The sequence below is a fragment of the Glaciecola sp. 2405UD65-10 genome (genome assembly GCF_048820975.1).
GTDB lineage: Bacteria > Pseudomonadota > Gammaproteobacteria > Enterobacterales > Alteromonadaceae > Glaciecola.
The window spans coordinates 2,428,651-2,454,215 of the sequence record NZ_JBMEUF010000001.1; the positions used below are offsets into that span (position 1 = coordinate 2,428,651).

The window sequence follows — 25,565 nt, forward strand, 5'->3', positions numbered from 1 at the left end:
AATTGAGGGCTTCAGATTATTTTAATGATATGAAATATACACACATTAATTAGGGATGATCGATCATACCTAACTTTGCGTGATGGAAAACACGCAGGCATAAAAAATGCAGTACTGTGATAGCTAAATAAAGCCTTTAGTACTGCATTTATATTTTGGGACCTAATTCAAGATTAAGGCCTAAAATTGATACTGAACACTCACTCTTGCGTTAAACGGTGCGCCTGTACCAATGTTGTTGTCATTGTGTGCTGATGGGAAGTATTCTTCATCTAACACATTTTCAAGATTTAATTGAAAACTTAAGTCTTCGCTATAATCATAGTATGCAGCTGCGTCAATACGCGTGAACTCAGGGAGTTCAGTGGTATTGCTTAGGGTGGCATACTGTTCAGACTGATGTACCAAGCCTAAACCTAAGCGCCATTGGTCATTTATAGCAAACTGGTTCCAAAGCGTGATCATGTGCTCAGGTAATTGGGCAAGGCTGCGATTGGCAAGGTCGCCATCTACTACGCGGCCCATTTCTTCACCGTCTAAATTGCTATAGCCGGCATTAATTGTCCAAGTATCAGTTACCGCACCAACTAACTGAATTTCGAAACCTACGGTTTCGGTTCCAGTAAGAATAGACGCTTCAGGATTGTTTGGATCTTGCGCGGTGCCGTTTTCACGCTCAACTTCAAACACTGCTGCTGTTAAGCTTAGTTTGTCACTTGCGTTCCATTTTACGCCAATTTCTTTGTTCTCAAATTCTTCTGCATCAAGTGCTGCGCTTGAAAGTGAAAGCGTTAAGAATTGGTCACCAGAGCGTGGTAAAAATGATTTGCTATAGCTGGCATAAAAGCTTAACTCTTCGCTAGGCTTATAAATAAGTCCTGCGCGCGGTGACATTTGTGAATCTGAGCTTGATAAACGGCCATTGTTACCATCAGTTGCACCATTTGCCGCTTCAATAGCATCATTTACGTCTATGTCGAAGTTGTCATATCTAAAGCCGGCAACCACTATCCAGTTATCATTTAGCTTAACTTCATCTTGTACAAATACTGACGTAAAGCTCACATCTGAGGCTCTGTCACGAACCGGCGAGGTAAGTGTCATAGCAGGAATGTTTAGCGGGTTGGTAAATGCAAAGCTTACTTGATCGTCTTGCGAAATCTCGAAAAATGCATCGCGTCTATTGTTGCTGGTATCTTGATTACCATACTCAATACCCGTTAATAGAGTGTGCTCGATATTGCCGGTAACAATTTGGCCAATTACGTTTGCTTGAAACAATAGGTTCTCACGCGAGGTAGTGTCGCGGTAGCCATCAAGGCGCACTGTTTGCGCGGTGCTATCAAAACCAATTGGATATAGGTTTTGGTACACTTTGTCGTAATCAGCTAGTTGAAAGGTACCGTTTATGCTCCAGTCTTGATTTAGCGAGTGGTCAACGCGTACGCGAGCAATATGGGCTTCAAGTGTGGTGTTGTTGAAATCAGGATCACCAAAATAAGTGTCAGTGTATCCTTCAATTGGCTTGTTGTTTTCAGACGGAATACCGCGGTCAACCAACCTGTCGTCGTTCACATATTCGTATGATGCCACTACGCTAGTATCATCATTTACCAACCAAGTGTAAGTTGGGTTTATAGCGTAACGTTCACCATCTTTAAAATCACGATGGTTGTCAATTGAATCAAACACGCCGTTTATACGAAAAGCGTTGTTTTCATCAATAACTTTATTGGTGTCTAAGGCGATTGATGCGGCAGAAAAAGTATCAATACCGGCTGATAAGCGAGTGAAGTCATCACCAAATTCAGCCACTTTAGTGACACGGTTTACTACACCACCACCGCCGCCACGGCCAAATAACAAGGCGTTAGCGCCTCGTAAAATTTCAACACGTTCTAGATTATAAAGGGGGCGAAAATATTGAACATCGTCACGAAGGCCATCTACGAAGAAATCAGCAGTGGTGTTTTGGCCGCGAATGGTAATTTGATCTCGATGATCTTCACCCAAGCCAACGCTTACACCTGGCGTATATTGCATTACATCAGCAATACTAAACAATGCTTGCTCAGAAATTTGCTCAGCACTTACAACCGATACCGACTGCGGCACGTTAACTAAAAGCGTAGGGGTTTTCACACCCGATGCAACTTGCTGTCCGAAAAAGGCACCACGAACTGTAATTCGCTCTACACTCTCTTCTTTATTTTCAGCTTCTTGGGCAAACCCAATGTGGCTGTATAAACTAACACAAGCCGCTAATGCCAAGGTAATTTTACTTAATTTCACTCACTGCTCCACAATCACTAATGCTATTGGTAATGATAAACATTCTTATTTAGTGTGCGCACTATAATGATCTTTTTACTAAATTTAAAGCACTTGAGTGAAATTGTGTGCTGCTTTGTCAATTATTGTATACTTTGGTTTAGTTTATACAGGATTATTGCTGTTTTAGCCGATACATTAAAATTGCGGCGCGTTTGCTTTGTGCAGGAAATGCGTTTAGGTCAGCGGTTTCGTTAACGGTGTGCCCGCCAGTTCCACTTAAGCCAAGGCCATCTAAAGCCTTACTGACATATTCCGCGGTAAATGAAATATCAGCAGCTCCGGCATTTAATGGGTTAACAGCAATGACCTTACCTTGGCCAAGCTCTTCACTTATTTGGCTATACATATTTAACAAGCTTTTGTTGCCACTAGTTGGCGCCAATGGCGGATAGCCTTCACCAAAGCTAATTTCTGCCTGCGTATTAGGTAAGTTTTGCGCCACAATTTTACGCATTTTTCCTTGCACCCGCTTCACCTGCTCAAGTGAAAGCCCACGAATATCACCGGTGACTATAAATGACTCAGCCACCACGTTGTTCTTGCCGAAACTACTACCACTGTTAGATTTTGTGTTATTTGAAACGCTTGTACCGCCCATTACACGGCCTGGATTAAAGGTAAGTAAGTCTTCACTACGTAACTCTTCATAAAAGGTGTGTAGAATGCGCGCGCCTTCAAAAATTGCGCCCGCACCCACTGCGTCTTGAAATATTTGTGAAGAATGCGCAGGAATGCCACTTACCTTTAGGGTCCAATCGCTAGAGCCACGGCGGCTGATGTTCGCGGTTGTGTATTTGCCATCACCGTCTTCAAAGCCTAGCGCAATGTTGGCCCACTTAGCCCCTTCAATTAAGCTCTTTTTTGATAATGCTAAGGGTTTTCCGCTAAGTTCTTCATCACCCGTCATAATTACCATAACATTCATGTTTTGCAGCTCGCCTACCGAATGCAGGGCTCGAAGGGCTTGCAGTATAATAAGATTACCGCCTTTCATATCACTAATACCCGGGCCTTTAGCTTTGTTGTTATCAAGCAGTTCAAAGCCTTGGAATGGGCTGTCTAATTCAAATACCGTATCTAGATGCCCTATAAGAAGTAGATTAGGGCCTTGGCCGCCTTCAAGTTTGGCTATTAAATGCCCTGCACGCCCAAAGGCTTCGCCAGATTCAAAATAGGCATTAAAGCCAAGTTCAGTAAACTCGGGAATAAGCACGTTCGCCACTGATTCAACACCGGCAAAATTCATGGTGCCGCTATTAATATTGACTATTTTTTCTAGCTCTTTTAGCGCCTGCTGGTTAGTCGAATCAATAAAGCGAGTTAGTTGCGTTTCTGTTTTTGTTAAACCTGCGTTTTCTTGTGCAAGTGCATGCGCAGAAATGAAAAACGATAAGGTGGCGAATACAGTAATAAGCTTTTTCATAAGGGAGGCTCATAAGTAAATGAATATTTGGGAGAATACATGATAATAACGCCTTAGCGCCAAATAACAAACTATCTGTTTTGATAGTATTTATATTAGCACTTGGCTATTTTATTACAGTGCTTTTATTATTGATTTTATAGGTCTATATTAGGTGTTCAATTTATTACCACAGGAAGGTTTCATGATAACAAGAAAAATAATTTCCACATTGGTTTTACTTAGTAGTTTAAGTGCCGCACTACCTGCTTGGGCACAATCAAAAGCACTAGTGGGCGGGCGCTTAATAGATGGTTACGGGCATCAGCCTATTGCCGATAGTGTTATCTTGATCAAAGACGGTATTATAGAACAAGTGGGCACTGTAAAAACCTTGCCTGTACCTGAAGGTTATGAAGTGATATCAACAGAAGGCATGGACGTATTGCCTGGTTTGTGGGAAAACCACGCCCACTTAATGTTAAATGGACATTCTGATTATACCTACTGGGACAAAGCCTATATTAATAAACTAGGCAGTGAAATAATGCCAGCCAGCGCTGAACAGCTGCTACTTGCCGGTATTACCAGCGCGCGTGATTTAGGTGCGCCCTTGAAAGAATCTATAGACGTAAAAACCAAAATTGATACAGGTGAACTACCGGGCCCACGTCTTTATGTATCTGGCCCGTTTTTACAGCACAAAGCGTATCCTGGCACAGAGGCGTTTAGATGGGGCATTAAAAATCCTTCTGATGCTAAACGCAAAGTGAATAAACTAGCTGATGCTGGCGTAGATATTATTAAATTAATTGACCACGACATGATGAGCTTAGAAACGTCTCAAGCTATAGTGGATCAAGCCCACGAGCGTGACTTAATAGTGGTGGCGCATTCACATAAGCCCGATGAAATTAGGCGTGGTTTGGCCATTGGTGTAGATAACTTTGAACATACTGGATTAACTACAGCCCCAGCTTACCCTGACGATATTATGGAATTGTTAATTGAACGCACCGCTAAGGGTCGCGTTGCTGGCGGCCCTTTGTATTGGACGCCCACTGTTGAGGGATTATGGAACTATGATTTAACCGTAGCCAACCCGGAACGCCTAGACAACCAATGTTGGCATCGTGGTTTAGAGCCAAGCACTATTGAAGACATTAGGGCTTCATTAGAAAATGTAGGGCAACTTGATTATATGGCTCTTACACCTCTACGAAAGCCTACTCTTAAGAACAAAATAAAGCAGTTGAAAGAATCCGGCGTGGTAATGCTAATTGGCACCGATAGCGGAATTCCAACGAAGTTTCATTGCCAAAGTACGTGGAACGAGATGGCGTTTTGGGTAGATGAAATGGATATTCCGGCCATGGATACTATAAGAGCTGCCACATATTGGCCGTCGGTACTTATGAAAGTAAGTGATAAGTCAGGTACGGTAACTGCTGGCAAATACGCTGATATTATTGCGGTTAAAGGCGATGTACTGCGTTACATTAACTTACTGCAGAATGTTGATATGGTTATGAAAGGCGGCCATGTTTATAAAATTGATGGCAAGGCTACTTTTGATTAAGTAGCTTTGGCGCCACAAAAAATTTAAAGGATGATAAATTGTTATGCACGCGCATCTAAAAAAAGTAATTAAACCCAGTATGTTCATGGCCGTAATAATGTTATTTGTGGCGAATACATCTATTGCTGCCCAGCAGCAATTTCTAATAGGGACATACACCCAAAGCGACAGTGAGGGAGTGTACAAAATTACGCTCGATGATGAAAAGCAAACATTGACTAATTTAGGCTTAGTTGCCCGGGCTACCAATCCAGCCTATTTAAGCATTAATAGCGAAACCAAAAACATGTTAGCTGCGCTTGAAAATGATAGCGGCGGCATTGCTAGCTTCATGTGGAACGAAGCGTCAAAGGACTATACAATGGTGCAAAAAATTGAAGATTTGGGCCGCCATACCTGCCATATATCCACTAGCCCAAATAACGAAAAGGTAGCTATTGCGAATTATTCCTCAGGCGACATTCGTGTATTTTCAATTGATCAACAACTTATGGCCTTATCGCAAAGTGCGTATTTTAAGAACCAAGGCAAAGGTGAGCATAGCCGCCAAGAAGCGCCGCATATGCACTATGTGCAATGGGATAAAACGGGGCGGTTTTTATATGCGGTAGATTTAGGCACTGATGAAATTAAGGTATTTGATAGCCAAAACGATGCATTTGATGCCCAGCTTGCCGCTAAGCTTGATATTGGTGATGGCCCGCGTCATATAGCCTTACACCCAAACACAAACGTGGTTTATTCGTTGAACGAATTATCAAACACCGTTACCGTGTTTGAGCAACAAGCCGATACTGGGAAGTTATTGCGCCTGCAAAAAGTGAACTTGCTTGAAGATGCGGAAGTAGAAGGCAACTGGGCATCGGCCATCAAGGTAAGTGCTGATGGACGTTATGTTTACGCGGCAGTGCGCGGCGTGAATAAAATAGCGGTATTAAGCGCGAATACAGAAGGTAAACTAGCATTAGTGCAAATGCATTCTACTATGGGTAATTGGCCACGTGATATTGAGCTTTCAGCTGATGGCAAGTACTTACTTATTGCCAATCAGAAATCAGGCGATATTTCAGTACTAGCCAGAGACGAAAAAAGCGGTATGTTGTCAGCCACTAAAATGCAGCTAGCACTTAGCACACCCTCTTATATTGGTAATTTATAATAAGCTGAAACTTAGGAAATGGACTCTCGCAAAATTAGAGAAGGCACAAACGAGTGATCAATATCTAAATTGCTATGCTGATACACATCTTTGAGTACTAATTTTGCGGCCATGTGCCCCATCTTATTTACAGGGTTATCAATAGTGGTAAGTTTGGGGTAAATATAGGATGACAATATGGTGTTATCAAATCCAATAATTGAAATATCACGCGGCACAACCATACCAAACTCGCGAGCATAAGTAAGTGCGCCTAAGGCTATTTCATCGTTACCGCAAACAATTGCAGTAAACTCTAAGCCAAGTCCTAGTAGCTGTTTAACCCCTTCAATACCGCAGTTTTCTTTATACTCACCCTCAAAATATAAGGCTTCATTGAATGTTAAACCATGTTCATCAAGCGCGCGTTTATGCCCGCGCAAGCGATCTTTTGAGTCAGCTTTAAATTGTGGCCCCGAAATATACGCTATATGCTCATGGCCTAAATCAATCACGGCTTTAGCGGCTAAATAGCCGCCTAATTCGTTGTCTAAATATATACACTTTGACTCTAAATCTTCCACAATACGGCTCATGAAATAAATGGGCGTATCGCCTTTTGATAGCTGTTTTAAATAATCATCATCTACAGATTCAACATGCACAATAAGCGCATCACAGTTGCGCGAAATAAGAAATTCAATTCCGTCTTTTTCTCGCTCTTCTTCGCTGTGTCCGGTGGTTATAATGACATGTTTACCAGCAGATCGTAATTCAGCTTCAATGCCCGCCATCATTTGGCCAAAGAACGGGCCATGTAATTCCGAAACCAAAATACCTACACTGTTGGTGCGGTTAGAAGCCAAAGACTGAGCAATGGCATTAGGCCTATAACCTAATTCTTGCATGGCTGACTCAACTTTTTTACGCGTTTTTTCACTCACCGGCGTTTTGTTATTAATAACGCGTGAAACAGTGGCAAGTGAAACGCCCGCTAAATTTGATACTTCGTAAATTGTCGCCATGAAATTCCTAAACTACGCGTTAATCTATGTGTTTTTTAAAGCCGAAGTTAATGTTAACACAATGGTAAAAGAAGCTTTAGTTTAATCATATTGTTACAAACATAGACTCATTTAAGCGGCTCGCCTTTGTATCAAATCTTTACTAATTTGCGCGTTCTTCTTAGTTGATAAAGGATAAAACAACATTAAAATTGCACTTGCTCCGGCAAACGCTGCTGGTATTAGGCTCATCAATAAATGCATACCCGGCAAAGCGGCATCAACGCTATCAGGATTTAACCCTTCGTAGCCATAACCGGCCAATACAACTAACACCAAAGCGCCGGCAAAGCCGCCGCCGGTTTTTTGCACAAAGGTACCGGCTGAATACACAAGCCCAGTCGCTCGCCTACCATTTTTCCATTCAGAATAATCAGCAGCATCACCTAGCATAGTGAAAAACAATGTTGGCATCATTGCCGCAAAAAATTCAGCCGAACACCCTAGAATAAACACAGCCTGAACATCCCCTTCAGGTATCCAATAAAAACCCGCCGTTAATAAACCACTGCATACAAGCGACAATATAAACAGCTGCGGCTTGCCAATTTTACTAGACAAATAACTGGTACATAGCGCCCCTAAAATAGACACTACCAATAGCGCAATGAAGTACTGGCCCGCTAATAATTCATCGCCAATAACATACTTGAAGTAATAAGCTATTACGCCGTATTTAATGCCATTGAACATCATGGTTAAAAAGCCCATGCCCAACAATATTAGCCAGGGTTTGTTAGTGAGTAAGTCAAGCATGTCACGCTGAGTACCGCTTAAGGTATCAGCATTTTGGCGAGTAAAACGCTTCGCTAATACCCACATACCCACCACTACCACGGCAAAAAATAAGCCGCTTAACCAGCCACGATAATAAAAGAACAAAGTAGCTGATAAAAGAGGCAATATAATGAGGGGTAAATTTTTACTCAAATCAAATAGCTCAGTTTTTAAAGAGCGAGTTTGATCCACAATGGGCTGAACGCGTTCATGAGTAAAGGCGTAAGTAATTAGCATTAATACCGTGAGTAAGGCCGCAAACAAATACATGGTGTATTGGTAGCCTTGCGCTTTGTCGCCCTCACCAAAATAAGCCACTAATTCGGGTAAAAAGCCCATAACCAACAGGCCACCGGCAAACGCGCCAGCAAAACGAAAGCCCGATAAGCTTGTGCGCTCTGTATCACTTGGTGTCATTACGCCCATAAGCGCTGAATACGGAACGTTGTTAATGGTATAGGCAAGTGTTAAACCTATATAAGTAAGGTAAGCGTAAACCAGTTTACTGGTGTAATTCATGTCAGGCGTGGTAAAGCATAGCACCATGAAAAGCGCTAATAATGGCGTAGACCACAAAATCCAAGGGCGGAACTTACCTTGTGGTGTATTAGTTCTATCGGCAATCATGCCCATAATAATGTCGGTTACGCCATCAGATAAACGCACCACTAAAAACAACATAGCCGCTGCCGCCGCACTAATTCCAAAGGTATCGGTATAGAACACCGCTAAGTAAGCAAGTGCCCCTCTCCAAACCAAATTTGCGGCCGCATCACCCATTGCATAGGCTATTTTTTCTTTTACCGGCAGTTTATGCATAGTACTTCTTACCTAATGAGCTTAATTTATGTGTTTTCATCTATTGCTAATAAGTGCTTTGTACGCATAACCACTTTGTTTTATGGTTCTAATTTGCGTGTCGTAGTCTACGTATACTATGCCAAAACGCTTTAAGTACCCCTCAGCCCATTCAAAATTATCCATTAAGCTCCAAGCAAAATAGCCATGCACCACCACCCCTTTTTCGATTGCATCATTCACTGCATTCAAATGTTGCTGATAGTAATTAAAGCGGCGCACATCTTCTACCTTCCCAGCCACTATAACATCATCAATAGATGCACCATTTTCAGTTATGTATATGGGAGGGAGGCTATATTTTTCATTTAAAGACACTAACAAATCAGTGAATGCTTGTGGATATATTTCCCACCCAATATCCGTTCTAGGCTCGGGCGGCTCAATTTGAAAAAAGTATTCTTTATCATCATAGCGATATATAGCTCTTGTGTAGAAATTTACACCCAAATAATCGGTAGGCTGCGAAATAATTTCCATATCACCCTCTACAATATCGGGGCGATGCGCAATAGGTAGCTTATTAATAATATCAGGGTACTTACCCTCGTATATGGGTTGTATATACCACTGGTTAAAATAGTCGTCAGCGAATGCGGCAGCTTGTTTGTCGGCTGCTGAATCTGTTTCGCTGTAACAAGGTGTAAAGTTAAGCACTATTCCATTTTTTGTATTCGGGCTAGTTTTCGCCAATACTTGCATTGCTAAACCATGGGCCAACAACAAATGGTGAGCAGCTTTACGGCCATATTCTTTACCTACTTTACCTGGCGCGTGAACACCCACTTCGTAGCCTAAAAATGAACTGCAAAAAGGTTCGTTTAAAGTTGCGTAAGAATGAACCAAATCACCAAAGGCGGTACTGATTAACTCAACGTAATCTCTAAATTTGTATGCGGTGTTGCGGTTTAACCAACCACCTTCGTCTTCTAAATACTGTGGTAAATCCCAGTGATATAGCGTAACGAAGGCTTTAATATTTCGGCTTTTTAGGCTTTCAAGAATGTTGGTGTAAAACTGAACACCTTCTGGATTTAACTTACCTTCTTTGGTAATAACACGGGGCCACGAAATAGACAAACGGTAAGCATCAACGCCTAATGAGTCAATTAAGGCAATATCTTCTTTCCACAAATGAAAGTGATCACATGCCGTTTGACCATTTGAGCCATCCACTACCTTATTTGGCGTATCGCAAAAAGTATCCCAAATACATGGCAGCCTTTTACTTGCCCCACCTTCTATTTGAAATGATGCGGTGGCTACACCATACACGAAATCTTTTGAAAGCATTTTAGAGCTTTGGGGTAACGAGAGTTTTGCTGTCATGTTATTTAGAACCTACGTTTAAAATTATTTAGAGCAATATATCGCTCGGTAAAAATTGCTTTAGCAAAAAATGAAAGCGCTTACATTTAAGGTTAATTGTTTCTAATTCGAATATCAACCACTTTATTTTATTGCCTATTTAATTATATTATTCAGCCAGTTAGCCGCCAAATACAGAGCGTAAAATTAGCTTTCGACTTCATATTTGGCATCTAGTTGATTTTCACTCAGACTAGCATCTTGCGATTTACAATAATGCTGAATAAACTCTGCATGAGAGGGTAGTTTTTCAACCGCATTGGCAATAGATGATTTAATGCTTTGCATAAAATTATGCAGTTCTTGATCACTCATAATGTTGGCAATTTTATGATACTGACTTGGCATAATGCCTTGCCCTAACATAACCTGCGTCCACGAATCCACACGGAAAATGTCACCATCATCTAAAAAGACACGCCCGGTTTCTTTAAACAATTTAATTTTGTGACTTAAAGAAGGCGGTACTTCCATATTTTTACAATGCTGCCAAAACTCGGAGTCATTTCGCTGCGTGGCCTTATAGTGCAGTACAATAAAATCTCTTACGGCATTTAGCTCTGAGTCTGACTTGCTGTTATATTCTGCTACCGCTGAAGGTTCAATTCCCTCAAAGGGAAACAAACGTAATAGCCTAATAATGCCTGACATAATTAAATGAATGCTGGTAGATTCTAGCGGCTCTATAAACCCACTCGATAACCCCAGGGCAACGCAGTTTTTATTCCAGCCCTTGCGGCGTTTGCCGGTATTAAATTTAATGACTCTTGGCTCAGTCAGCGCTTCGCCATCAATATTAGCCATTAAGGTGCTTATTGCTTCTTCATCGCTACAGTATTTACTACAAAACACAAGGCCATTGCCCACTCGGCTTTGCAAAGGGATTTTCCACTGCCAACCGCTGTTACGAGCAATTGAGCGAGTATAAGGAATAGGCGCTGATACAGATTTTGTTTGTACGGCGACCGCGCTATCACATGGTAAATAATGTGACCAATCATCAAAGCCAGTGTGTAAGGCTTGCTCTATTAGCAACCCTTTAAAGCCAGTGCAATCAATAAAAAAATCACCTTCAATGGTTTGCCCTGAATCTAATGTAAGTGATGCAATATCGCCTGTATCATTATGTTTGTTTACGCTGTTAATTTTTCCTTCAATACGCGTGGCACCTAGGTTTTCGCTAAAACTCCGCAAAAATTTAGCGTATAAACTGGCATCTAAATGATACGCATAGTTAATAGGCGTAGTGTTTGATAGTGCAAATTTATTCGCCTTGGCAGCTTGTAGTTCATAGCAATACTCACCAAATTCTGCACAAATGCCTTTACGTAAACCGTGAAGCCAAAAATGATGAAACTCACCTGCCCAGCACTCTTTGCCCGTTACGCCAAAAGAATGAATATAGCTATCACCCTGTTGCCCCCAGTTTTCAAACTGAATACCTAACTTAAAAGTAGCCTGCGTAGCGCGCATTAATTCTTGTTCATTAATACCCAGCAGTTTATGAAAGGTTTTAATAGGCGGTATAGTGGCTTCTCCCACTCCTACAGTGCCAATGTCGTCAGACTCAACAAGCGTAACGCTTACATTGTTGCCTAGTAATTTTGTGAAAGCCGCGGCGGCCATCCAGCCAGCAGTTCCGCCTCCAGCAATAACGACGTTATTGATTGTTTTTGTCATGCTTTAGCTCCCTTTAATTTAACCCGCATTACTATTGCAGTTCTTTTAAAGCATTCAGTAAAACCCTATTTGTAGGGAGTCCACTTAAATATTGATGCACTTTACCTTGTACGGTTTCAATGGCTTGTACCGCAAATTTACTCGATTTTGAAGGTTGCTTATGTGTACTTTGTTGAGTATTAAAGCCCATGCCATAAAGTACGTATTGATAACTAGCTGATGGAAATATTTCTTCGTTTTGCACAAAATCATAGCGGCTTGGCGGTTGAAATTGCCAAAGCCTTAACATCTCTTGTAATGACTCACTTATTGAATCACCTTGTTTATTGTCAAGCCAATATTGCGAGTCGTTGCGTTCACTAAGCACGTAATGAAGCTTAAGAAAATCAATAACGCGCTGCCATCTGTATGTGAACCTTGCGTTAAAACGTTTGCTGATTATATCCATATGCTTACGCGTTCTAGGCAGTTCATCTGACAACATACTCACTGATAATTCAACCATGGCTAAAGCCGAGGCTTCAAGAGGTTCGATAAAGCCTGCTGACATGCCAATAGCTAAACAGTTTTTATGCCAAAACTCTTCTCTGTAACCCGGGGTAAAACTCAGCTTTTTAGGTTCCAAGTTATCAGCACTCTGACCACCCTGAGAGCTTGCAACATAAGCAAGTAAGTCTTGTTTCGCTTGTTCGTCACTAATATGTTCGCTTGAATAAGTATAGCCAACGCCTCTTCTTGACTGTAAGCCTATATCCCAAATCCAGCCTGCGGTTTGTGCGCTTGAAATAGTCGCCGATGCAATTGCATCATTTTCACTGCAGTAGGGTACTTGTAGCGCAAGAGCAGAATCATTAAATAGGATGTGCTTTTGGCTGATCATATTTACTTTATAGTGCTTGCCCAGCAATAATGATTGCTGGCCGGTACAATCTATAAATAGGTCACCCTCAATATTGCCATGCTTAGCCGTTTGAATGGCTTGTATGTCACCATTTTCACTCGAAATAATGCCATCAACATGAGCAAGTATATGCTCTACGCTAAGCTTTGAAGTACAGTGTTCTTTTAACAATTGGGCAAATTTACCCGCATCTAAATGATAGCCGTAGTTGGTAACCGCTGCATAAGCAGGTGTGCCTTGTTGCTTAGGCGCTAGGCCTGCTTCACATACATGGCTTTGAATATTAATCGCATCTGCAAAAGATTGTTTTTTATAGTAACTTTGCCAAGCACCGTGCAAATCTATTTGGCCATAGCCATCGGGGGTCATGAAGGGGTGATAGTAAAAATCTGATTGACTCAAATTATTCCAATTGACAAATTTAGAGCCTTGCTTAAATGAAGCGTCACACTTACTTAAAAACTCAAGCTCGTTAATTCCCATTCGCTCTAAGGTGTTTCGCATAGAAGGCCATGTACCTTCACCTACACCAATCGTTGCCACGTTTGGAGATTCAATTAACACAAGCTTAATATCGCTAAGTGCACTAGTGCAGTGCTCGGCAGCTAGTATGCCAGCGGTAATCCAGCCCGCTGAACCTGCGCCCACAATTACAATTCGTTTTATAGGCTTATCCATATTTAGCTCCTTTAATAACGATGGTTGTAATTAAAAAATAAATACCGTGCTTATGCACGGTATTTATTCACACACACACTACTTCATTTACACAAACAGGCTTAGAAGGTATAACGCGCACCTAATGCATAACGCGCTTCTTGTTCTGACAAGCTCCAAAGCTGAACAGACGTTCTGCCATGGGTTCTTGTATCTTCACCAGTAATATTGATACCTTCAACAAATACCGACAAACTTTCATTCACTTGATACGCTACGTTAAAGTCGATTTGCGAGTAGGCTTCTGTATATCCAGGCTCATTAATATACTGCGCTTGCGTGTACAAAAATTTATCACGCCAGTTGTAAGCAATTCTGGCTTGAATAGCATCTTTTTCATACATCAATATTAAATTGGCTGTATCACTTAAGCCCACTAAAGCAAACTGGGTTATTGATGGGTCACCGTTGTTATCAAATCCTACATCGCCATTTACGGTTGTATAGTTGGCCTGAATACCAAACCCGGTATCACCTAAGAAGTGCTGTGCAGCCACTTCAAATCCATCAATTTTTGCTTGTTTATTGTTTACAAACTTAGTCACGGTGAAGTCCATCAAAGGATCGTCACTATTTGCTATCACGTCGTATTCGACCTCAAAGGCTTCTGCTGGCATTGAGTAAAAGTCAACGCCATTTTCCATAGCCGCTACCATGGCAAACAAGTTAGTATCGGTAATTTCTTCGCCTAATTCTTCTAGTGCCGTTATAGCCGCTTGCGCTCTTGGGCCCGCTGTGGCATCACGTAAACCATATACATTTTCGACAACCGGCTGGCGGCCTGCAAAATTGTTTACGCGTTTTTCGTAGTAACCTAATGATAAGTAACTCGTATCTGAAATATACCATTCTACTGATAAATCTAAGTTGTCAGATTCAAGGGGAAGCAAGCTTGGATTGCCGCTTGACGCTGTACCTAATTGCACTCCAGCTAAGGTTGTTGGGCCTGAAGGTCCTGATACAGATGACGCCGCAGCACTGAGCTGATCATACGTAGGGCGCGAAATAGTTTTGCTATACGAGAAACGTGTTATTACATCGTCTACTACTTCAATGTCAAAATCAAAGCTAGGTAACAAATGGCTGTAGCTAGCATCTTCAGAAAAATCTTGCATGCCATCGCCAAACCTTACGTTAAAGTCATTGTTCCCTTCCCATGCTACTGCATTAGGCAAGGCAACATTAGCAGTTGACGTAATATCAGTGCTTTCAAAACGCAGGCCCGCATTAACATTGTATGGGCGACCGCCTAGTTCACCCTTAAGAGCAAGCTGGAAGTAAGCCGCCGCTACATCTTCCTCAATTGTTCGGTTAGTCGCAAATGCGCCATCAGCAACGAAATCAAAACCATAGTTTTGCGCCGCCCAAGCGCCTACTTGTGATGCACTGCCTGTAAACCCAGTGTTCAATGCGCCATTGCTTGAGTAATCGTTAATTTCACTTGTAAAATCAACTGGGGTTAAGTAACCCTCTGGTAATTCACCTGGGTTTTCAACCCCCCAGTTCCCCATAGTATGGCGGGTTAAGCTTTGTGTAGAATGACTTTCCATGGCACGTGACTCAACACCAAATTCAATGCTACCTTCTTCAAATTCATAGGTGCCCATCACTCTGAATTGGTCGATTTCGGTTTTTTGGGTAGCGTAATTCATATCAAGAATAGATGTGCCTACGTCATCTTGGTCAAGCACGCCATTACAGTTTAGGCCCCGTCGAGCATCACAATCGTCAAACTCTATGCGCATAATTGGATAACCGTCAGTAAAGTCAACACTTTGCCCTGCTACCACATTTGAGCCTAAGCCAGTATTTACCCAACTGCCGTATTCTGCATCAGGAGTGCTTTCTGCGGTAGAGCTGTGCCCATCAAACGTTAGTGTAAAATAGTCATTTACTTCATAGCGTAAGTTAAGGCCTAAAGAATCATTTTTATTGGTTTGGTTAAGCTCTTGTAGCGCTAAACCTAAGTCACGCGGGGCTTGATCACCTCGGTCTTCGTTGTAATCTACTGGTGTTGCCACCGTTTCATCATCAAAACCTAAATTAGATTTGTATGTATCCATCCAAATCGATTGCTCTGCGCGAGCTTGAAAAATATCTTGTTTTGAATGGGTATAGTCTAAGGTTGCAGTAAGCGCGTCAATGGGTCTAAATTGCACAGTAAGCTGTGCGTTTGTGCGCTCACGCTCTTGGTCAGTAATGAAATAACGCAAATCAGAAGGCATTGAATATAATTGCCCCAACTCTGGCTCATTGCTTAGTTGAATATCGCTTGCAGCCTGCGGGATAGTGCCATCATATTCAGATGTTCTCCATTGATTAACAAAAGCGCCTGACGCTGAACTGTGTCGCTCCTGCACATTAGCAGACAACGAAATGCCAAAAACTTGTTCTTCATCGGTCCAACTAACTAAGCCCGAAAGCTCAGGTGTTACGTCATCGCCCACACGATTAGTGGTATCCATTAGGGCTTTCGCACCCACACTGGCTTGAAAACCAGGGTTATCTAAAGGCTTGGCAGTAACAATATCAATTGTGGCACCAATGCCACCTGTAGCAATGTTTGCTCGGCCTGTTTTATAAACTGAAATTGATTTAACTGAATCAGAGGCTAAGTTCGAAAAATCGAAAGCGCGTGAGTTGGCAACACCACCGCCAGCTGGCAAACTCGAACCCGGCATGGTTCTGCCGTTTAAGGTAACCATATTAAAATCAGGTCCAAAGCCTCGCACGGTAACTTTACTGCCTTCACCGTTTTCTCGGTCAATAGACACACCGGTAATACGCTGTAAAGATTCCGCTAAGTTGGTGTCGGGGAATTTACCAATGTCTTCAGCAGAAATGGCATCAACAACGCCTGCACCGTCTCGTTTAAGTCTGGTTGACTCGCGAATACTTGAACGAATGCCGCTAACAGAAACTACCTCCACATCAGCATCCACCTGATTTTGTTCTTGTGCGGCTGAAATAGCAGGTATGCTGGCTACACCTAATATAAGTGACAAACTTGTTGCAATTCTTGTTTTAGTAAATCCATTCTGATACATAATGTGTTCCCCAAACCATTGGTAAATATAAACATTTTAATATGCTATAAATTTCTCTCAATTTTTGGCAATCGCCTGATAAACGATTCGAGTGTGCCATCAATGAAAGCGCTTACATTTAAGTTAGATTATTATTGTTAAGAGGTCAAATATTATTTTACAAACACACCCCGAAAATTAACAAAACTTAACATTATTGAAACAAGTTAGTTTGCTGGCATTTACGATTAAATTCATTAAAAATCAGTAGTTAAGCATAGATTAATCGTACTATAATTTACTCAAGACCTCATAAAATAAAAAATTTAATTATTTTGTAAGCGCTTACATTGTTGAGCTTTTAACAATTCGTTATGTATAAATTAAATGGCATAAATGCACTACGCAAAATAATTTATTTGTAGGATTATTTTTTGCATAGCGGGTTTGTGTCATAAACTACGCGGCGGTTATTTTTCAAGCAGTTTAACCCCAAACACCTTTAAGTAAGCAATGGTGCTTACTTACACTCAAATGGGAAAAAAACATGTTACATTCGCACTTAGACTATACTCGCTCCTCCTTTACGCCCGCACCTATTATCAAACCGCCTTATTGGGGTTTTCGAACCCAGCACGAAATTACCAAAGGGGCTTGGAGCCAAACAAATATAAGCCATCAAATAAATTTACCCGAATGGCAAACTTACCTACAAGACTTACCACGCGACACCTATGTTGATGCTCGTTGGAAAAGAATGTCGTGGTTATATATTGATGATGATGGCGAAATGAATACCTTAGCTAATTGCCCTATGGCGCAAGGCGGGCAATTTAACGATGCTGACACCATGGCTGATAAACTTCGCTTTTATCCCGCTCTTGAGGATAGCTTCTTACAGCGCGAAGACGTGCAAGCTTTTGTAAAAGCATGGGCCGATTTGTGGGGCATTAACCCTAAAGAGCCTATTTTAATGCAAATTAATGGTGTAAAAGGTGACAAATTACTCGATCCTTTACAAGGCCAAGGTATTCACCAAGATGGCAGCCAGTTTTTGAGTATATTGGTACTGAACCGAGAAAACGTAACTGGCGGTCATAATACTCTGTACCATGATAAAGCTGGGCAGCAACAGATTACGCACTCAACTATGGCACCCGGTGATATTATGCACATACGTGATAACGAGGTATTTCATAGCGTTTCGTCGGTACAAGCGCTTGACACTAACAAGCCATTTGAGCGCTTTATAATTATTATTAACTGCCGCTTTAATGATGCTTTTCAAAACAAAATACTCCGAGAACACTTTCCCGATGTAGTGCTAAATGAAAAATAAGACCATTTAATAACGAGTAGGTTAACAAGAGGTAGTCATCATTGTTTGCAAGCGCGGAGTAAATGTTACTTCGTTCTTGCAAACGATGGGTCCCACAGGCTTACTTTGTTGCGGCCTGAAGACTTTGATTTAAACAAGGCTAAATCAGCTTGATCGATAAGCTCGGAAGGCGTTTGGGCATTAAATTGCAAACACGACACGCCAAAGCTACATGTAACGGATACATTTTCAAATAAGCTTGCTTGTATATCAATGCGCAGAGTTTCAGCACTTTCCAAGGCTTGCTCGAAGCTTGTGTTTGGTAGCACTACACAAAATTCCTCGCCGCCAAATCGTGCCACCACCGCCTTATTGCCATCAAAGTGACTTTTCAGTTTACTTGCTACTGCACGCAGTACGGTATCCCCTTGGGTGTGCCCGTATTTGTCATTGATCAATTTGAAATGATCAATGTCTATCATCAGAATACTGTAGTCACTTGGAAGGGACTTAACGCTCATATCGCGTTCCATAATGTCAAACAAGATACGGCGGTTAAAGCAATCGGTGAGTGGATCACGTGCGGCAAGATAGTCTAGTTCTTCATTCAGCTTTTTAATCACGACAAAACGCCGGTGAATGAGAAAAGCAATAGCAACGCATATCGCTAATGACAAACCTAAAATCAAACTAGCATATCGATTCTTAGTGAGTTCAAGTTCAGTAATTACACTTCCTTGCTGGGCTATTCTAATTTCGTGATTTTTTCTAGCTAACTCGAGTGAATCCAACCGGCCTTTCTCTTTAAGTGTATCTAATTCTAATTCTAGCCTTACTGAATGCAACTTCGCTTTTTCTAGTGCTAACTCGTTGTTGTTAACTTCTGTTTTCATTGCTTCTTGCAAACTAATTTCTTGTTCCGCGTAGCCTAGCGAACTGTCTACATTTCCACGTTTTTTCTCGGCGATACGCAAGTACTGCAAGGCTAATTGTTGATGCATCTTATTATTTAATTTTTCAGCCAACGATAAAGCACGCTTAAGCACACTGATTGCCTCATCTATATTTACATCAGTTAAGGCTCTGCCCAGAGGAATAAGTGCTTTCATTTGATAAAACTCACTCTTAGCTTCTTGCGCTAGCGCAATTGAGCGCCGATAAAACTCAATAGCCTTTGCTGTATCATTCTTAGCAAGCTTTGTGTTTCCAAGAATGCGCTGGGTTATAGACCGCTTCTGTTTGTCATTCAGCGCTTCATATATTGCATCTGCTTGTGTTGCAAACGCATATGCAGATGCATAATTTTCGTTTTGCAAATCAATGATTGCCACTTCTCTTAGCGCGGTAGATAAGGTTTTGGGGTCTACCTCGCCTTTAGCTAAATTAATACTGGCCATATAAAACGAGCGCGCTTGCCCAAACTGCTTTAATCTAAAATATATATGGGCTAGTTGATTGGATGTTTTTGATATACCTGCAGGGTCAGCTATTTTTTGATAATACCTAAGTGCTTGGTGAACATACTTTAACGATTGTTCGTAACGGCCTATATGCCTATAAATAATCCCAGCGCCCATCAGCGCTTTGGCGCGCCCCTCTGGGTCATCAATATTTTTATGCATCTCTAAGCTTCTGTTTGCATACTTAAGTGCCAGTACATAATGACCTAAATAGCGCTCAGCTTCTGCCAAAGTATTAAGCGTTCTCGCCATAGAGCCTTGATCATCTATTTGCGTATATACCTTAAGGGCTTTTGTGTAAAACTCAGCGGCTTTTTCTCTATTTTCTAGGCGCTTGAATGACTGTGCGGCTTTTACTAGTGTTCTACCAAGCAACTTTTGAACAGCCATGTCGCTATCAGTTAAATATTCAACCGACATTGTGTATTGCACGGTAGCTTTGTTGTACTGCTTTTGCCCATAATGGCTATCTCCTTTAGCCTTTAGCGCAGCGCCAATAATTGAGCTATCAGATGTTTCAAACGCTTGTAAAACTGTATCGTCAATGATTTCATCAGCTAAAGAGAACTGCTTGGTTTTTATCAATGCATTGGCATAGCCAATAGCGGATAACAAAGCGTATTTTGTATCGGCGAGCTCTTCAAAAGCCAGTGAGGCGTCAAGAAAAAAACGTAAAGCTGTTGTATGGTTTTTTCTGTCGCTGGCTAATTTTCCTAACAAATAATTTGCATGCGCGCTTACAGAGATGTTGTTATTTTCTTGCGATAATCTAAGCGCTTCGTTGGCTAACTCAAAACTTGTTTGCGGCATCGAATTTTGTACCAAACGAGCTTTACCAAGCAAATCCATCGCACTTGTAGGCTCATTCGTTTCGGGCGCCACTGCACCTAACCTAGCTTCTAATAGCGGCGCAATACAAAACAACAGAATAAATAGAACAGCCCGCATAATCACAACCCCAAACATCTAATTGCGTGTACTAACTATAGACCTTTGTATTGTTTTTGAACAGAAGTTGTTCAAATTTAAAGTGATTTACTTTCGTAAACAATCAAAAAAAACATTTGTTTCACTAAGGTGTATTGATTTTACCCGTTTCAAGCCCCATCACCAAAAAACAAACAACTTACTTAAGGAACGATAAGCTATGAGTCGACATTTTGATAAAGCCGATGGTTTATGCGAAAACAGCGATAAAGCCACTGAGGGTTTTGTATTTAACCAAACCATGTTACGCATTGCCGAGGTAGAACGTTCCCTCGATTTTTATACGCGCGTTATGGGTATGACCTTACTTAAACGCCTAGATTTTGAAGACATGAAGTTTAGCCTGTTTTTCTTAAGTGCAGGCGATGATTTTTCAGATATTAGCGAAGATGACAATGAAAGAACCGCGCAAACATTTGGCCGCCCTGCTATGTTAGAGCTTACTCACAATTGGGATGATACAGCCGACTCCGTTAGCTACCATAACGGCAATAGCGAGCCAAAAGGTTTTGGCCACATTGGGTTTCATGTTCCAAACTTAGACGCTGCTTGTGAAAGGTTTGAATCATTAGGTGTGCCGTTTCAAAAGCGCCCCAATGACGGCGCAATGAAGGGAATAGCATTTATTAAAGATCCAGACGGCTACTGGATAGAAATATTTGATGCAAAACAAACCGCTAAGGTTTGCAGCCCGCATTTAAAAAAGTAGCCATTAATTAATGCTAAGTGCCAGATTAATCTGCGTAACCCCAAGGCGCGGTTGGCACTGCTATTTCTTTGCTCAAATCAAAATCCACTCTAAATTCCCTACCCTCTCGTATTAGGCGGTAGGTGAATTCTTTAGGGTAAATGTACATTTGCCAAATATTGGTGCTTGATTGCGGAATACCTTGTTTAGCAAACAATTCTTTTGAATATGCATCCGCCGGGAATGATTGCACTTGCGCCCATCCAGCATCAACAGTGTGTCCACCATACATAGTAGATTCTGAATAACTTCCGTCATCATGGCGGTGGTCATGCTTCAATAAAAGTCCTGCGCCTGTTTTCGTAATAATCCATGTTCGCGAAGCGTCGTCTCCTACGTGAAAAGGGATTTGCAATTGCTGATCAGTGCAGCGCCTAACATGCATAATTAAGGGATTTTCACTCATGCTACTAGGCCCATGGTTATCAAGAGTGACCTTGCCTAAAAATGCTTTTCCGCAAAGCGCTTTTAGGCTATTAAAAAATGCATCGTGGCTAGCAATTGAAACCAAGGGCGCGGGTTTTATAACATTCCCCTGTTGCTCAGCACTAATAGCTGATGAAGCGCAAAGGCTTAAGATAAAAAGTGTTATTAAACGAAGGAAACTAGCTTTCATGGTATTTGGGCTCTTAATTTGTTTATGTAGTTGCATACTAGTTAAGTCTGCAACTATTAGCTACTCAGACGCTTCAAAAATAAACACTTCTTCTAAGGGTTTATTAAACAAGTGTGCAATTTTAAAGGCGACTTCTAATGAAGGATTATACTTATTTTTTTCTATGGCCATAATAGTTTGGCGCGTTACGCCAACAGCTTCAGCCAATGCTTGCTGCGTCATTTCGTCTGCAAAAAACCGGCACTCTCTCACCCTATTTGTAATTGCCATACTTACTACACCGCGTCTTTTCTATAAAGCACAATTTGATGCCCAAACCGCACTATTTCCGACAATATAAATGCAAACAACAATACATGCATTTCAAACAGAGGAAGAGGGAAGTAGCTTTTTATTGTAGCCTCCACACCAATTACATGGGGTAAAAGTAATTGCCCTATGGTAATAATTACGCCCACACTCAGCACCCAATAACCGCTGTTATTCGCCGTATATGCGATTAAGCGATCGCGCTCATCACCCTCTATTTCAATCTTTTTCCCGGCTGCAGCAATTAAAGACTGAAAAATAATTTCAATAACAATGATATATAAAATTGCGCTACTTAAATTGCTCATTGCCAAGTTAATAGCTTCTTCTTCTGACATGCTTTGCATGTTGATGCTACATACTTTTATGGTGTACGAACCAAACACGAACAAGGTTGCAATAAGCGACAACCACGTACTTTTTTCTTTCAGTGTCATGTTCATGGTATTCATCCCAATTAAATTAAATGTTTAAATTAACGTACATAGAGTAAACAATTTAAATCTTTATGTATAGTATTTTTTACATCAAGGTGTGATCTGGCCATAATCGCTGTTGTATTAAGGTTTTGCGTTTCCTGGCCCCGGTAATTATTGTGAAGCCATAAACCTGCTAATATTGGTTTGCCGCAAGCCCATATGTACTCAACAATCCTTTAAATTAAACAGAAAATGCATTAGCATTAGCCTTGTTAGCTGTGCAGTTCCTATAACTGAAAACATGCAACTCCCTGGATCAGCAGACAGGGCATAACTGAGCTGGCAACTTAATTTATAATATTTTATGGAGCCCTGTTATGACGAAAACCCTTTGGATTAAAAATCCCCAAGCCGTATTTACTGCCAATGACCTTGACGCCTCAGGCGGGGTGGTTATTAAAAACGGTAAAATTGTTGAGCTTGTGGCTAGCGGCCAACAGCCTGTTACTCAAATTGATGAAACCGAAGACGCCTCACAATTAGTCATGTTACCGGGTTTAATTAATACCCATCATCACTTTTATCAAACGCTTACCCGCGCATGGGCGCCAGTAGTCAATCAGCCCTTATTTCCGTGGTTAAAAACACTTTATCCTGTTTGGGCCAAACTTACCCCTAATGCGCTGTCATTAGCTTGTGACGTTGCTTTAGCAGAGTTGCTTCTTTCAGGTTGCACCACCACTACTGATCATCATTATTTGTTTCCCACCGGCATGGAAGATGCCATAGATGTACAAGTAGACTCAGTTAAACGTATGGGTATGCGAGCCTTGCTAACCCGTGGCTCAATGAGCTTAGGGGAAGATGAAGGCGGTTTGCCTCCTCGGCACACGGTACAAACGGGCGATGAAATTTTACAAGATAGCCAACGCTTAATAAGTACCTACCATGAACGCGGAGACGGCGCATGGCTGCAAATAGCATTAGCGCCTTGTTCGCCATTTTCAGTTACACAAGAAATTATGGCTGATAGCGCAAAGCTCGCTGAAGCAGAAGATGTGCGTTTACACACGCATTTAGCAGAAACATTAGACGAAGAAGATTTTTGCTTAAAAATGTTTGGTATGCGTACCGTAGATTATTTAGAAAGCGTAGGCTGGTTAAGTAATAGAACTTGGCTTGCCCATGGCATTCATTTTAATGATGATGAAATTCGCCGCTTAGGTGCAGCTGGAACAGGCATTACGCATTGCCCGGTTTCAAATATGCGCTTAGCTTCTGGCATGTGCCCCACACTTGAACTTATTGAAGCGGGTTCCCCAATTGGCCTAGGAGTTGATGGCTCGGCTTCTAACGACGCTTCAAACATGATGTATGAAGCACGACAAGCGCTCTACTTACAGCGCTTAAAGTACGGCGCTAAAGACATAACTCCTGAAAAAGTACTCGGCTGGGCAACAAAAGGCTCGGCTGCACTAATAGGCCGCAGCGATATTGGCGAAATTGCGCCTGGTAAGCAAGCAGACCTAGCCTTCTTCAAGCTTGATGAGCTTAGGTTTAGCGGCAGCCACGACCCCATTTCAGCACTGTTGTTATGTGGTGCCGATAAAGCCGAGCAAGTAATGATTGGCGGAAAGTGGCGCGTAAAAGAAGGCCAAATTATTGGCCTAGATACGCAAAGTTTAATAGCTCGCCATAAAGCCGCTGCCGCGCAATTAGTGAGCTAGGCTACTACAACATCAACACTTGCCCTTGTTGGGCAAGAATAAAGTGAAAACCTAAAGTGTTGGCTTCTTGCAACTGCTTAGCTACCACCTTACGTGGGTTTTCACCACTTTTTAAGCTGTATTTAATATGGCTAATAACAATTTTCATATCCTCAAATTGGCTTTTATTTTTAGCCAACAAATGAAACTTTGTTAGTTCTTGCATTAAATACTTTGGGGTTAAGTGACCAAACAGTAAGTTATCAGGGCGTTTATTATCAAATGATACTTCAATGACCATTCCGCGAAGCCTTTTATGTTCCATACTGTTAGCCAAATACTGCCAAACCACCGCTAACTTACCTTGTTTTTCGACTTCGTCAGGCCCTGTGTCACCAAAATATACAAATATGTCATTTTGGTTTTCAATCACAAAGGCGGTAGATTCTAAAGGATGGCTCAAACTAAATGCGGTAACCTTAAGTTGAGTATCTTTGATCAAACTGGTTTGCTGCGGCGCTAAATCTACTACATCATATTTATTTAGCTGTGGCTTAATGCCGCGATTGGTAAAATTAGCCCAAGCCTGCCAATTAAAATAGGTATCACTCATAGTTTTATTGACCGATTCCAAGGCGTATATCGTTTTATTATTATCACTAGGGGAAGCAATTAGTAAACCCGCTACATGGTCAAGATGTCCATGGCTAATAAGATAAGCTTTTACATGGTGATGAAGAATATTGCCGTTAGCTTTTAGCTTTGGGTCAGGTGGTGTAATTAAGTGACTAAAGGCATTATTTGCTAAGGCTACATCAATTCCGTTTACTAATGAGCCTGCGTCCAGGGCTACATAGTTTTCATCGTTTACGCTGCGCAACAAAAAAGCGCTTAAGTTACCGTCTTTAATCCCGCCGGTATCACCTAAGGTTACCAACTCAAAAGCGGGTGAAACCCCTTTGTTAATTGATGCAGCTTCGCTTGACGTTTCACCTTGGCAGGCACCGCTAAACAGGGTAAATAAAAAAATATAAACGTATTTCATGTAAGTCCAAAACAGCAATTAGGTTTAGCATTCACTGTTTATTTGTATGAAACAGTAAGTTGCCTTGTATTGCCTAATATTAAATAGCATTTAGGCCGGCGTGAACAGAAAAA

General features: G+C 41.5%; 18 protein-coding genes. 5 read left to right on the forward strand and 13 right to left on the reverse strand.

Annotation, left to right across the window (positions count from 1 at the left end):
• Positions 1-180: 180 nt before the first annotated feature.
• Positions 181-2,292, reverse strand: a complete 2,112-nt coding sequence (locus tag ACOI22_RS10825) for a TonB-dependent receptor (protein ID WP_420672038.1) — start codon at positions 2,290-2,292, stop codon at positions 181-183.
• 154 nt (positions 2,293-2,446) lie between these two features.
• Positions 2,447-3,757, reverse strand: coding sequence for a M20/M25/M40 family metallo-hydrolase (locus tag ACOI22_RS10830; RefSeq protein ID WP_420672039.1), 1,311 nt, complete (start codon positions 3,755-3,757; stop codon positions 2,447-2,449).
• 184 nt (positions 3,758-3,941) lie between these two features.
• Here ACOI22_RS10830 and ACOI22_RS10835 point away from each other — a divergent pair, with 184 nt between their 5' ends.
• Together ACOI22_RS10835 and ACOI22_RS10840 are read left to right on the forward strand one after the other, a co-directional pair.
• On the forward strand, positions 3,942-5,315 hold the full coding sequence (locus ACOI22_RS10835) for an amidohydrolase family protein (RefSeq protein WP_420672040.1): 1,374 nt from the start codon (positions 3,942-3,944) through the stop codon (positions 5,313-5,315).
• Positions 5,316-5,358: 43 nt separating this feature from the next.
• Complete coding sequence (locus ACOI22_RS10840) at positions 5,359-6,474, forward strand: lactonase family protein (RefSeq protein WP_420672041.1); 1,116 nt, start codon at positions 5,359-5,361, stop codon at positions 6,472-6,474.
• A gap of 11 nt (positions 6,475-6,485) precedes the next feature.
• On the opposite strand, the gene ACOI22_RS10845 is transcribed toward ACOI22_RS10840, so the two are convergent.
• The 6 genes from ACOI22_RS10845 to ACOI22_RS10870 all read right to left on the reverse strand — a co-directional run bounded on the left by ACOI22_RS10845 (position 6,486) and on the right by ACOI22_RS10870 (position 16,865).
• Positions 6,486-7,478 carry a LacI family DNA-binding transcriptional regulator gene (locus ACOI22_RS10845; RefSeq protein WP_420672042.1) on the reverse strand — a complete coding sequence of 331 codons (993 nt, stop codon included), beginning with the start codon at positions 7,476-7,478 and terminating at the stop codon, positions 6,486-6,488.
• A gap of 111 nt (positions 7,479-7,589) precedes the next feature.
• Positions 7,590-9,113 carry an MFS transporter gene (locus ACOI22_RS10850; protein WP_420672043.1) on the reverse strand — a complete coding sequence of 508 codons (1,524 nt, stop codon included), beginning with the start codon at positions 9,111-9,113 and terminating at the stop codon, positions 7,590-7,592.
• Between the two features lie 36 nt (positions 9,114-9,149).
• Positions 9,150-10,481, reverse strand: a complete 1,332-nt coding sequence (locus ACOI22_RS10855) for a GH1 family beta-glucosidase (protein ID WP_420672044.1) — start codon at positions 10,479-10,481, stop codon at positions 9,150-9,152.
• 186 nt (positions 10,482-10,667) lie between these two features.
• Positions 10,668-12,200 (reverse strand): tryptophan halogenase family protein, encoded by a 1,533-nt coding sequence (locus ACOI22_RS10860; RefSeq protein WP_420672045.1) that lies wholly within the window; start codon positions 12,198-12,200, stop codon positions 10,668-10,670.
• A gap of 31 nt (positions 12,201-12,231) precedes the next feature.
• The gene (locus tag ACOI22_RS10865; protein ID WP_420672046.1) at positions 12,232-13,779 is read right to left on the reverse strand and encodes a tryptophan halogenase family protein; all 1,548 of its coding nucleotides are present in this window, start codon (positions 13,777-13,779) and stop codon (positions 12,232-12,234) included.
• Positions 13,780-13,880: 101 nt separating this feature from the next.
• A complete protein-coding gene (locus ACOI22_RS10870) occupies positions 13,881-16,865 on the reverse strand; it encodes a TonB-dependent receptor (protein ID WP_420672047.1) in 2,985 nt (994 codons plus the stop codon).
• Between the two features lie 526 nt (positions 16,866-17,391).
• Between ACOI22_RS10870 and ACOI22_RS10875 the strand changes: the two genes are divergently transcribed.
• Positions 17,392-18,183: a 2OG-Fe dioxygenase family protein gene (locus ACOI22_RS10875; protein WP_420672048.1), complete on the forward strand. Its 792-nt coding sequence runs from the start codon at positions 17,392-17,394 to the stop codon at positions 18,181-18,183.
• Positions 18,184-18,248: 65 nt separating this feature from the next.
• Here the strand turns inward: ACOI22_RS10875 and ACOI22_RS10880 are convergent, their stop codons facing one another.
• The gene (locus tag ACOI22_RS10880) at positions 18,249-20,570 is read right to left on the reverse strand and encodes a diguanylate cyclase (protein ID WP_420672049.1); all 2,322 of its coding nucleotides are present in this window, start codon (positions 20,568-20,570) and stop codon (positions 18,249-18,251) included.
• Between the two features lie 199 nt (positions 20,571-20,769).
• Here ACOI22_RS10880 and gloA point away from each other — a divergent pair, with 199 nt between their 5' ends.
• Positions 20,770-21,318: a lactoylglutathione lyase gene (gene gloA / locus ACOI22_RS10885; RefSeq protein WP_420672050.1), complete on the forward strand. Its 549-nt coding sequence runs from the start codon at positions 20,770-20,772 to the stop codon at positions 21,316-21,318.
• 25 nt (positions 21,319-21,343) lie between these two features.
• Here the strand turns inward: gloA and ACOI22_RS10890 are convergent, their stop codons facing one another.
• From ACOI22_RS10890 to ACOI22_RS10900, 3 genes are read right to left on the reverse strand one after another with little or no spacing between them, the layout of a single operon-like run.
• Positions 21,344-21,973, reverse strand: coding sequence for a hypothetical protein (locus ACOI22_RS10890; RefSeq protein ID WP_420672051.1), 630 nt, complete (start codon positions 21,971-21,973; stop codon positions 21,344-21,346).
• A 60-nt stretch (positions 21,974-22,033) separates the two neighbouring features.
• Positions 22,034-22,243, reverse strand: a complete 210-nt coding sequence (locus tag ACOI22_RS10895) for a helix-turn-helix transcriptional regulator (RefSeq protein ID WP_420672052.1) — start codon at positions 22,241-22,243, stop codon at positions 22,034-22,036.
• Between the two features lie 5 nt (positions 22,244-22,248).
• A complete protein-coding gene (locus ACOI22_RS10900) occupies positions 22,249-22,725 on the reverse strand; it encodes a hypothetical protein (RefSeq protein WP_420672053.1) in 477 nt (158 codons plus the stop codon).
• Between the two features lie 353 nt (positions 22,726-23,078).
• On the opposite strand from ACOI22_RS10900, the gene ACOI22_RS10905 reads away from it, so the two are divergent.
• Positions 23,079-24,428 carry an 8-oxoguanine deaminase gene (locus ACOI22_RS10905; protein ID WP_420672054.1) on the forward strand — a complete coding sequence of 450 codons (1,350 nt, stop codon included), beginning with the start codon at positions 23,079-23,081 and terminating at the stop codon, positions 24,426-24,428.
• Positions 24,429-24,432: 4 nt separating this feature from the next.
• Here the strand turns inward: ACOI22_RS10905 and ACOI22_RS10910 are convergent, their stop codons facing one another.
• Positions 24,433-25,452 carry an MBL fold metallo-hydrolase gene (locus ACOI22_RS10910; RefSeq protein WP_420672055.1) on the reverse strand — a complete coding sequence of 340 codons (1,020 nt, stop codon included), beginning with the start codon at positions 25,450-25,452 and terminating at the stop codon, positions 24,433-24,435.
• Positions 25,453-25,565: the final 113 nt, after the last annotated feature.

Excerpts from the sequence above, each read along its gene's own strand:
- ACOI22_RS10830 (WP_420672039.1), bottom strand. The coding sequence starts at position 3,757 with ATGAAAAAGCTTATTACTGTATTCGCCACCTTATCGTTTTTCATTTCT.
- ACOI22_RS10835 (WP_420672040.1), top strand. The coding sequence starts at position 3,942 with ATGATAACAAGAAAAATAATTTCCACATTGGTTTTACTTAGTAGTTTA.
- ACOI22_RS10840 (WP_420672041.1), top strand. The coding sequence starts at position 5,359 with ATGCACGCGCATCTAAAAAAAGTAATTAAACCCAGTATGTTCATGGCC.
- ACOI22_RS10845 (WP_420672042.1), bottom strand. The coding sequence starts at position 7,478 with ATGGCGACAATTTACGAAGTATCAAATTTAGCGGGCGTTTCACTTGCC.
- ACOI22_RS10850 (WP_420672043.1), bottom strand. The coding sequence starts at position 9,113 with ATGCATAAACTGCCGGTAAAAGAAAAAATAGCCTATGCAATGGGTGAT.
- ACOI22_RS10855 (WP_420672044.1), bottom strand. The coding sequence starts at position 10,481 with ATGACAGCAAAACTCTCGTTACCCCAAAGCTCTAAAATGCTTTCAAAA.
- ACOI22_RS10860 (WP_420672045.1), bottom strand. The coding sequence starts at position 12,200 with ATGACAAAAACAATCAATAACGTCGTTATTGCTGGAGGCGGAACTGCT.
- ACOI22_RS10865 (WP_420672046.1), bottom strand. The coding sequence starts at position 13,779 with ATGGATAAGCCTATAAAACGAATTGTAATTGTGGGCGCAGGTTCAGCG.
- ACOI22_RS10870 (WP_420672047.1), bottom strand. The coding sequence starts at position 16,865 with ATGTATCAGAATGGATTTACTAAAACAAGAATTGCAACAAGTTTGTCA.
- ACOI22_RS10875 (WP_420672048.1), top strand. The coding sequence starts at position 17,392 with ATGTTACATTCGCACTTAGACTATACTCGCTCCTCCTTTACGCCCGCA.
- ACOI22_RS10880 (WP_420672049.1), bottom strand. The coding sequence starts at position 20,570 with ATGCGGGCTGTTCTATTTATTCTGTTGTTTTGTATTGCGCCGCTATTA.
- gloA (WP_420672050.1), top strand. The coding sequence starts at position 20,770 with ATGAGTCGACATTTTGATAAAGCCGATGGTTTATGCGAAAACAGCGAT.
- ACOI22_RS10890 (WP_420672051.1), bottom strand. The coding sequence starts at position 21,973 with ATGAAAGCTAGTTTCCTTCGTTTAATAACACTTTTTATCTTAAGCCTT.
- ACOI22_RS10895 (WP_420672052.1), bottom strand. The coding sequence starts at position 22,243 with ATGGCAATTACAAATAGGGTGAGAGAGTGCCGGTTTTTTGCAGACGAA.
- ACOI22_RS10900 (WP_420672053.1), bottom strand. The coding sequence starts at position 22,725 with ATGAACATGACACTGAAAGAAAAAAGTACGTGGTTGTCGCTTATTGCA.
- ACOI22_RS10905 (WP_420672054.1), top strand. The coding sequence starts at position 23,079 with ATGACGAAAACCCTTTGGATTAAAAATCCCCAAGCCGTATTTACTGCC.
- ACOI22_RS10910 (WP_420672055.1), bottom strand. The coding sequence starts at position 25,452 with ATGAAATACGTTTATATTTTTTTATTTACCCTGTTTAGCGGTGCCTGC.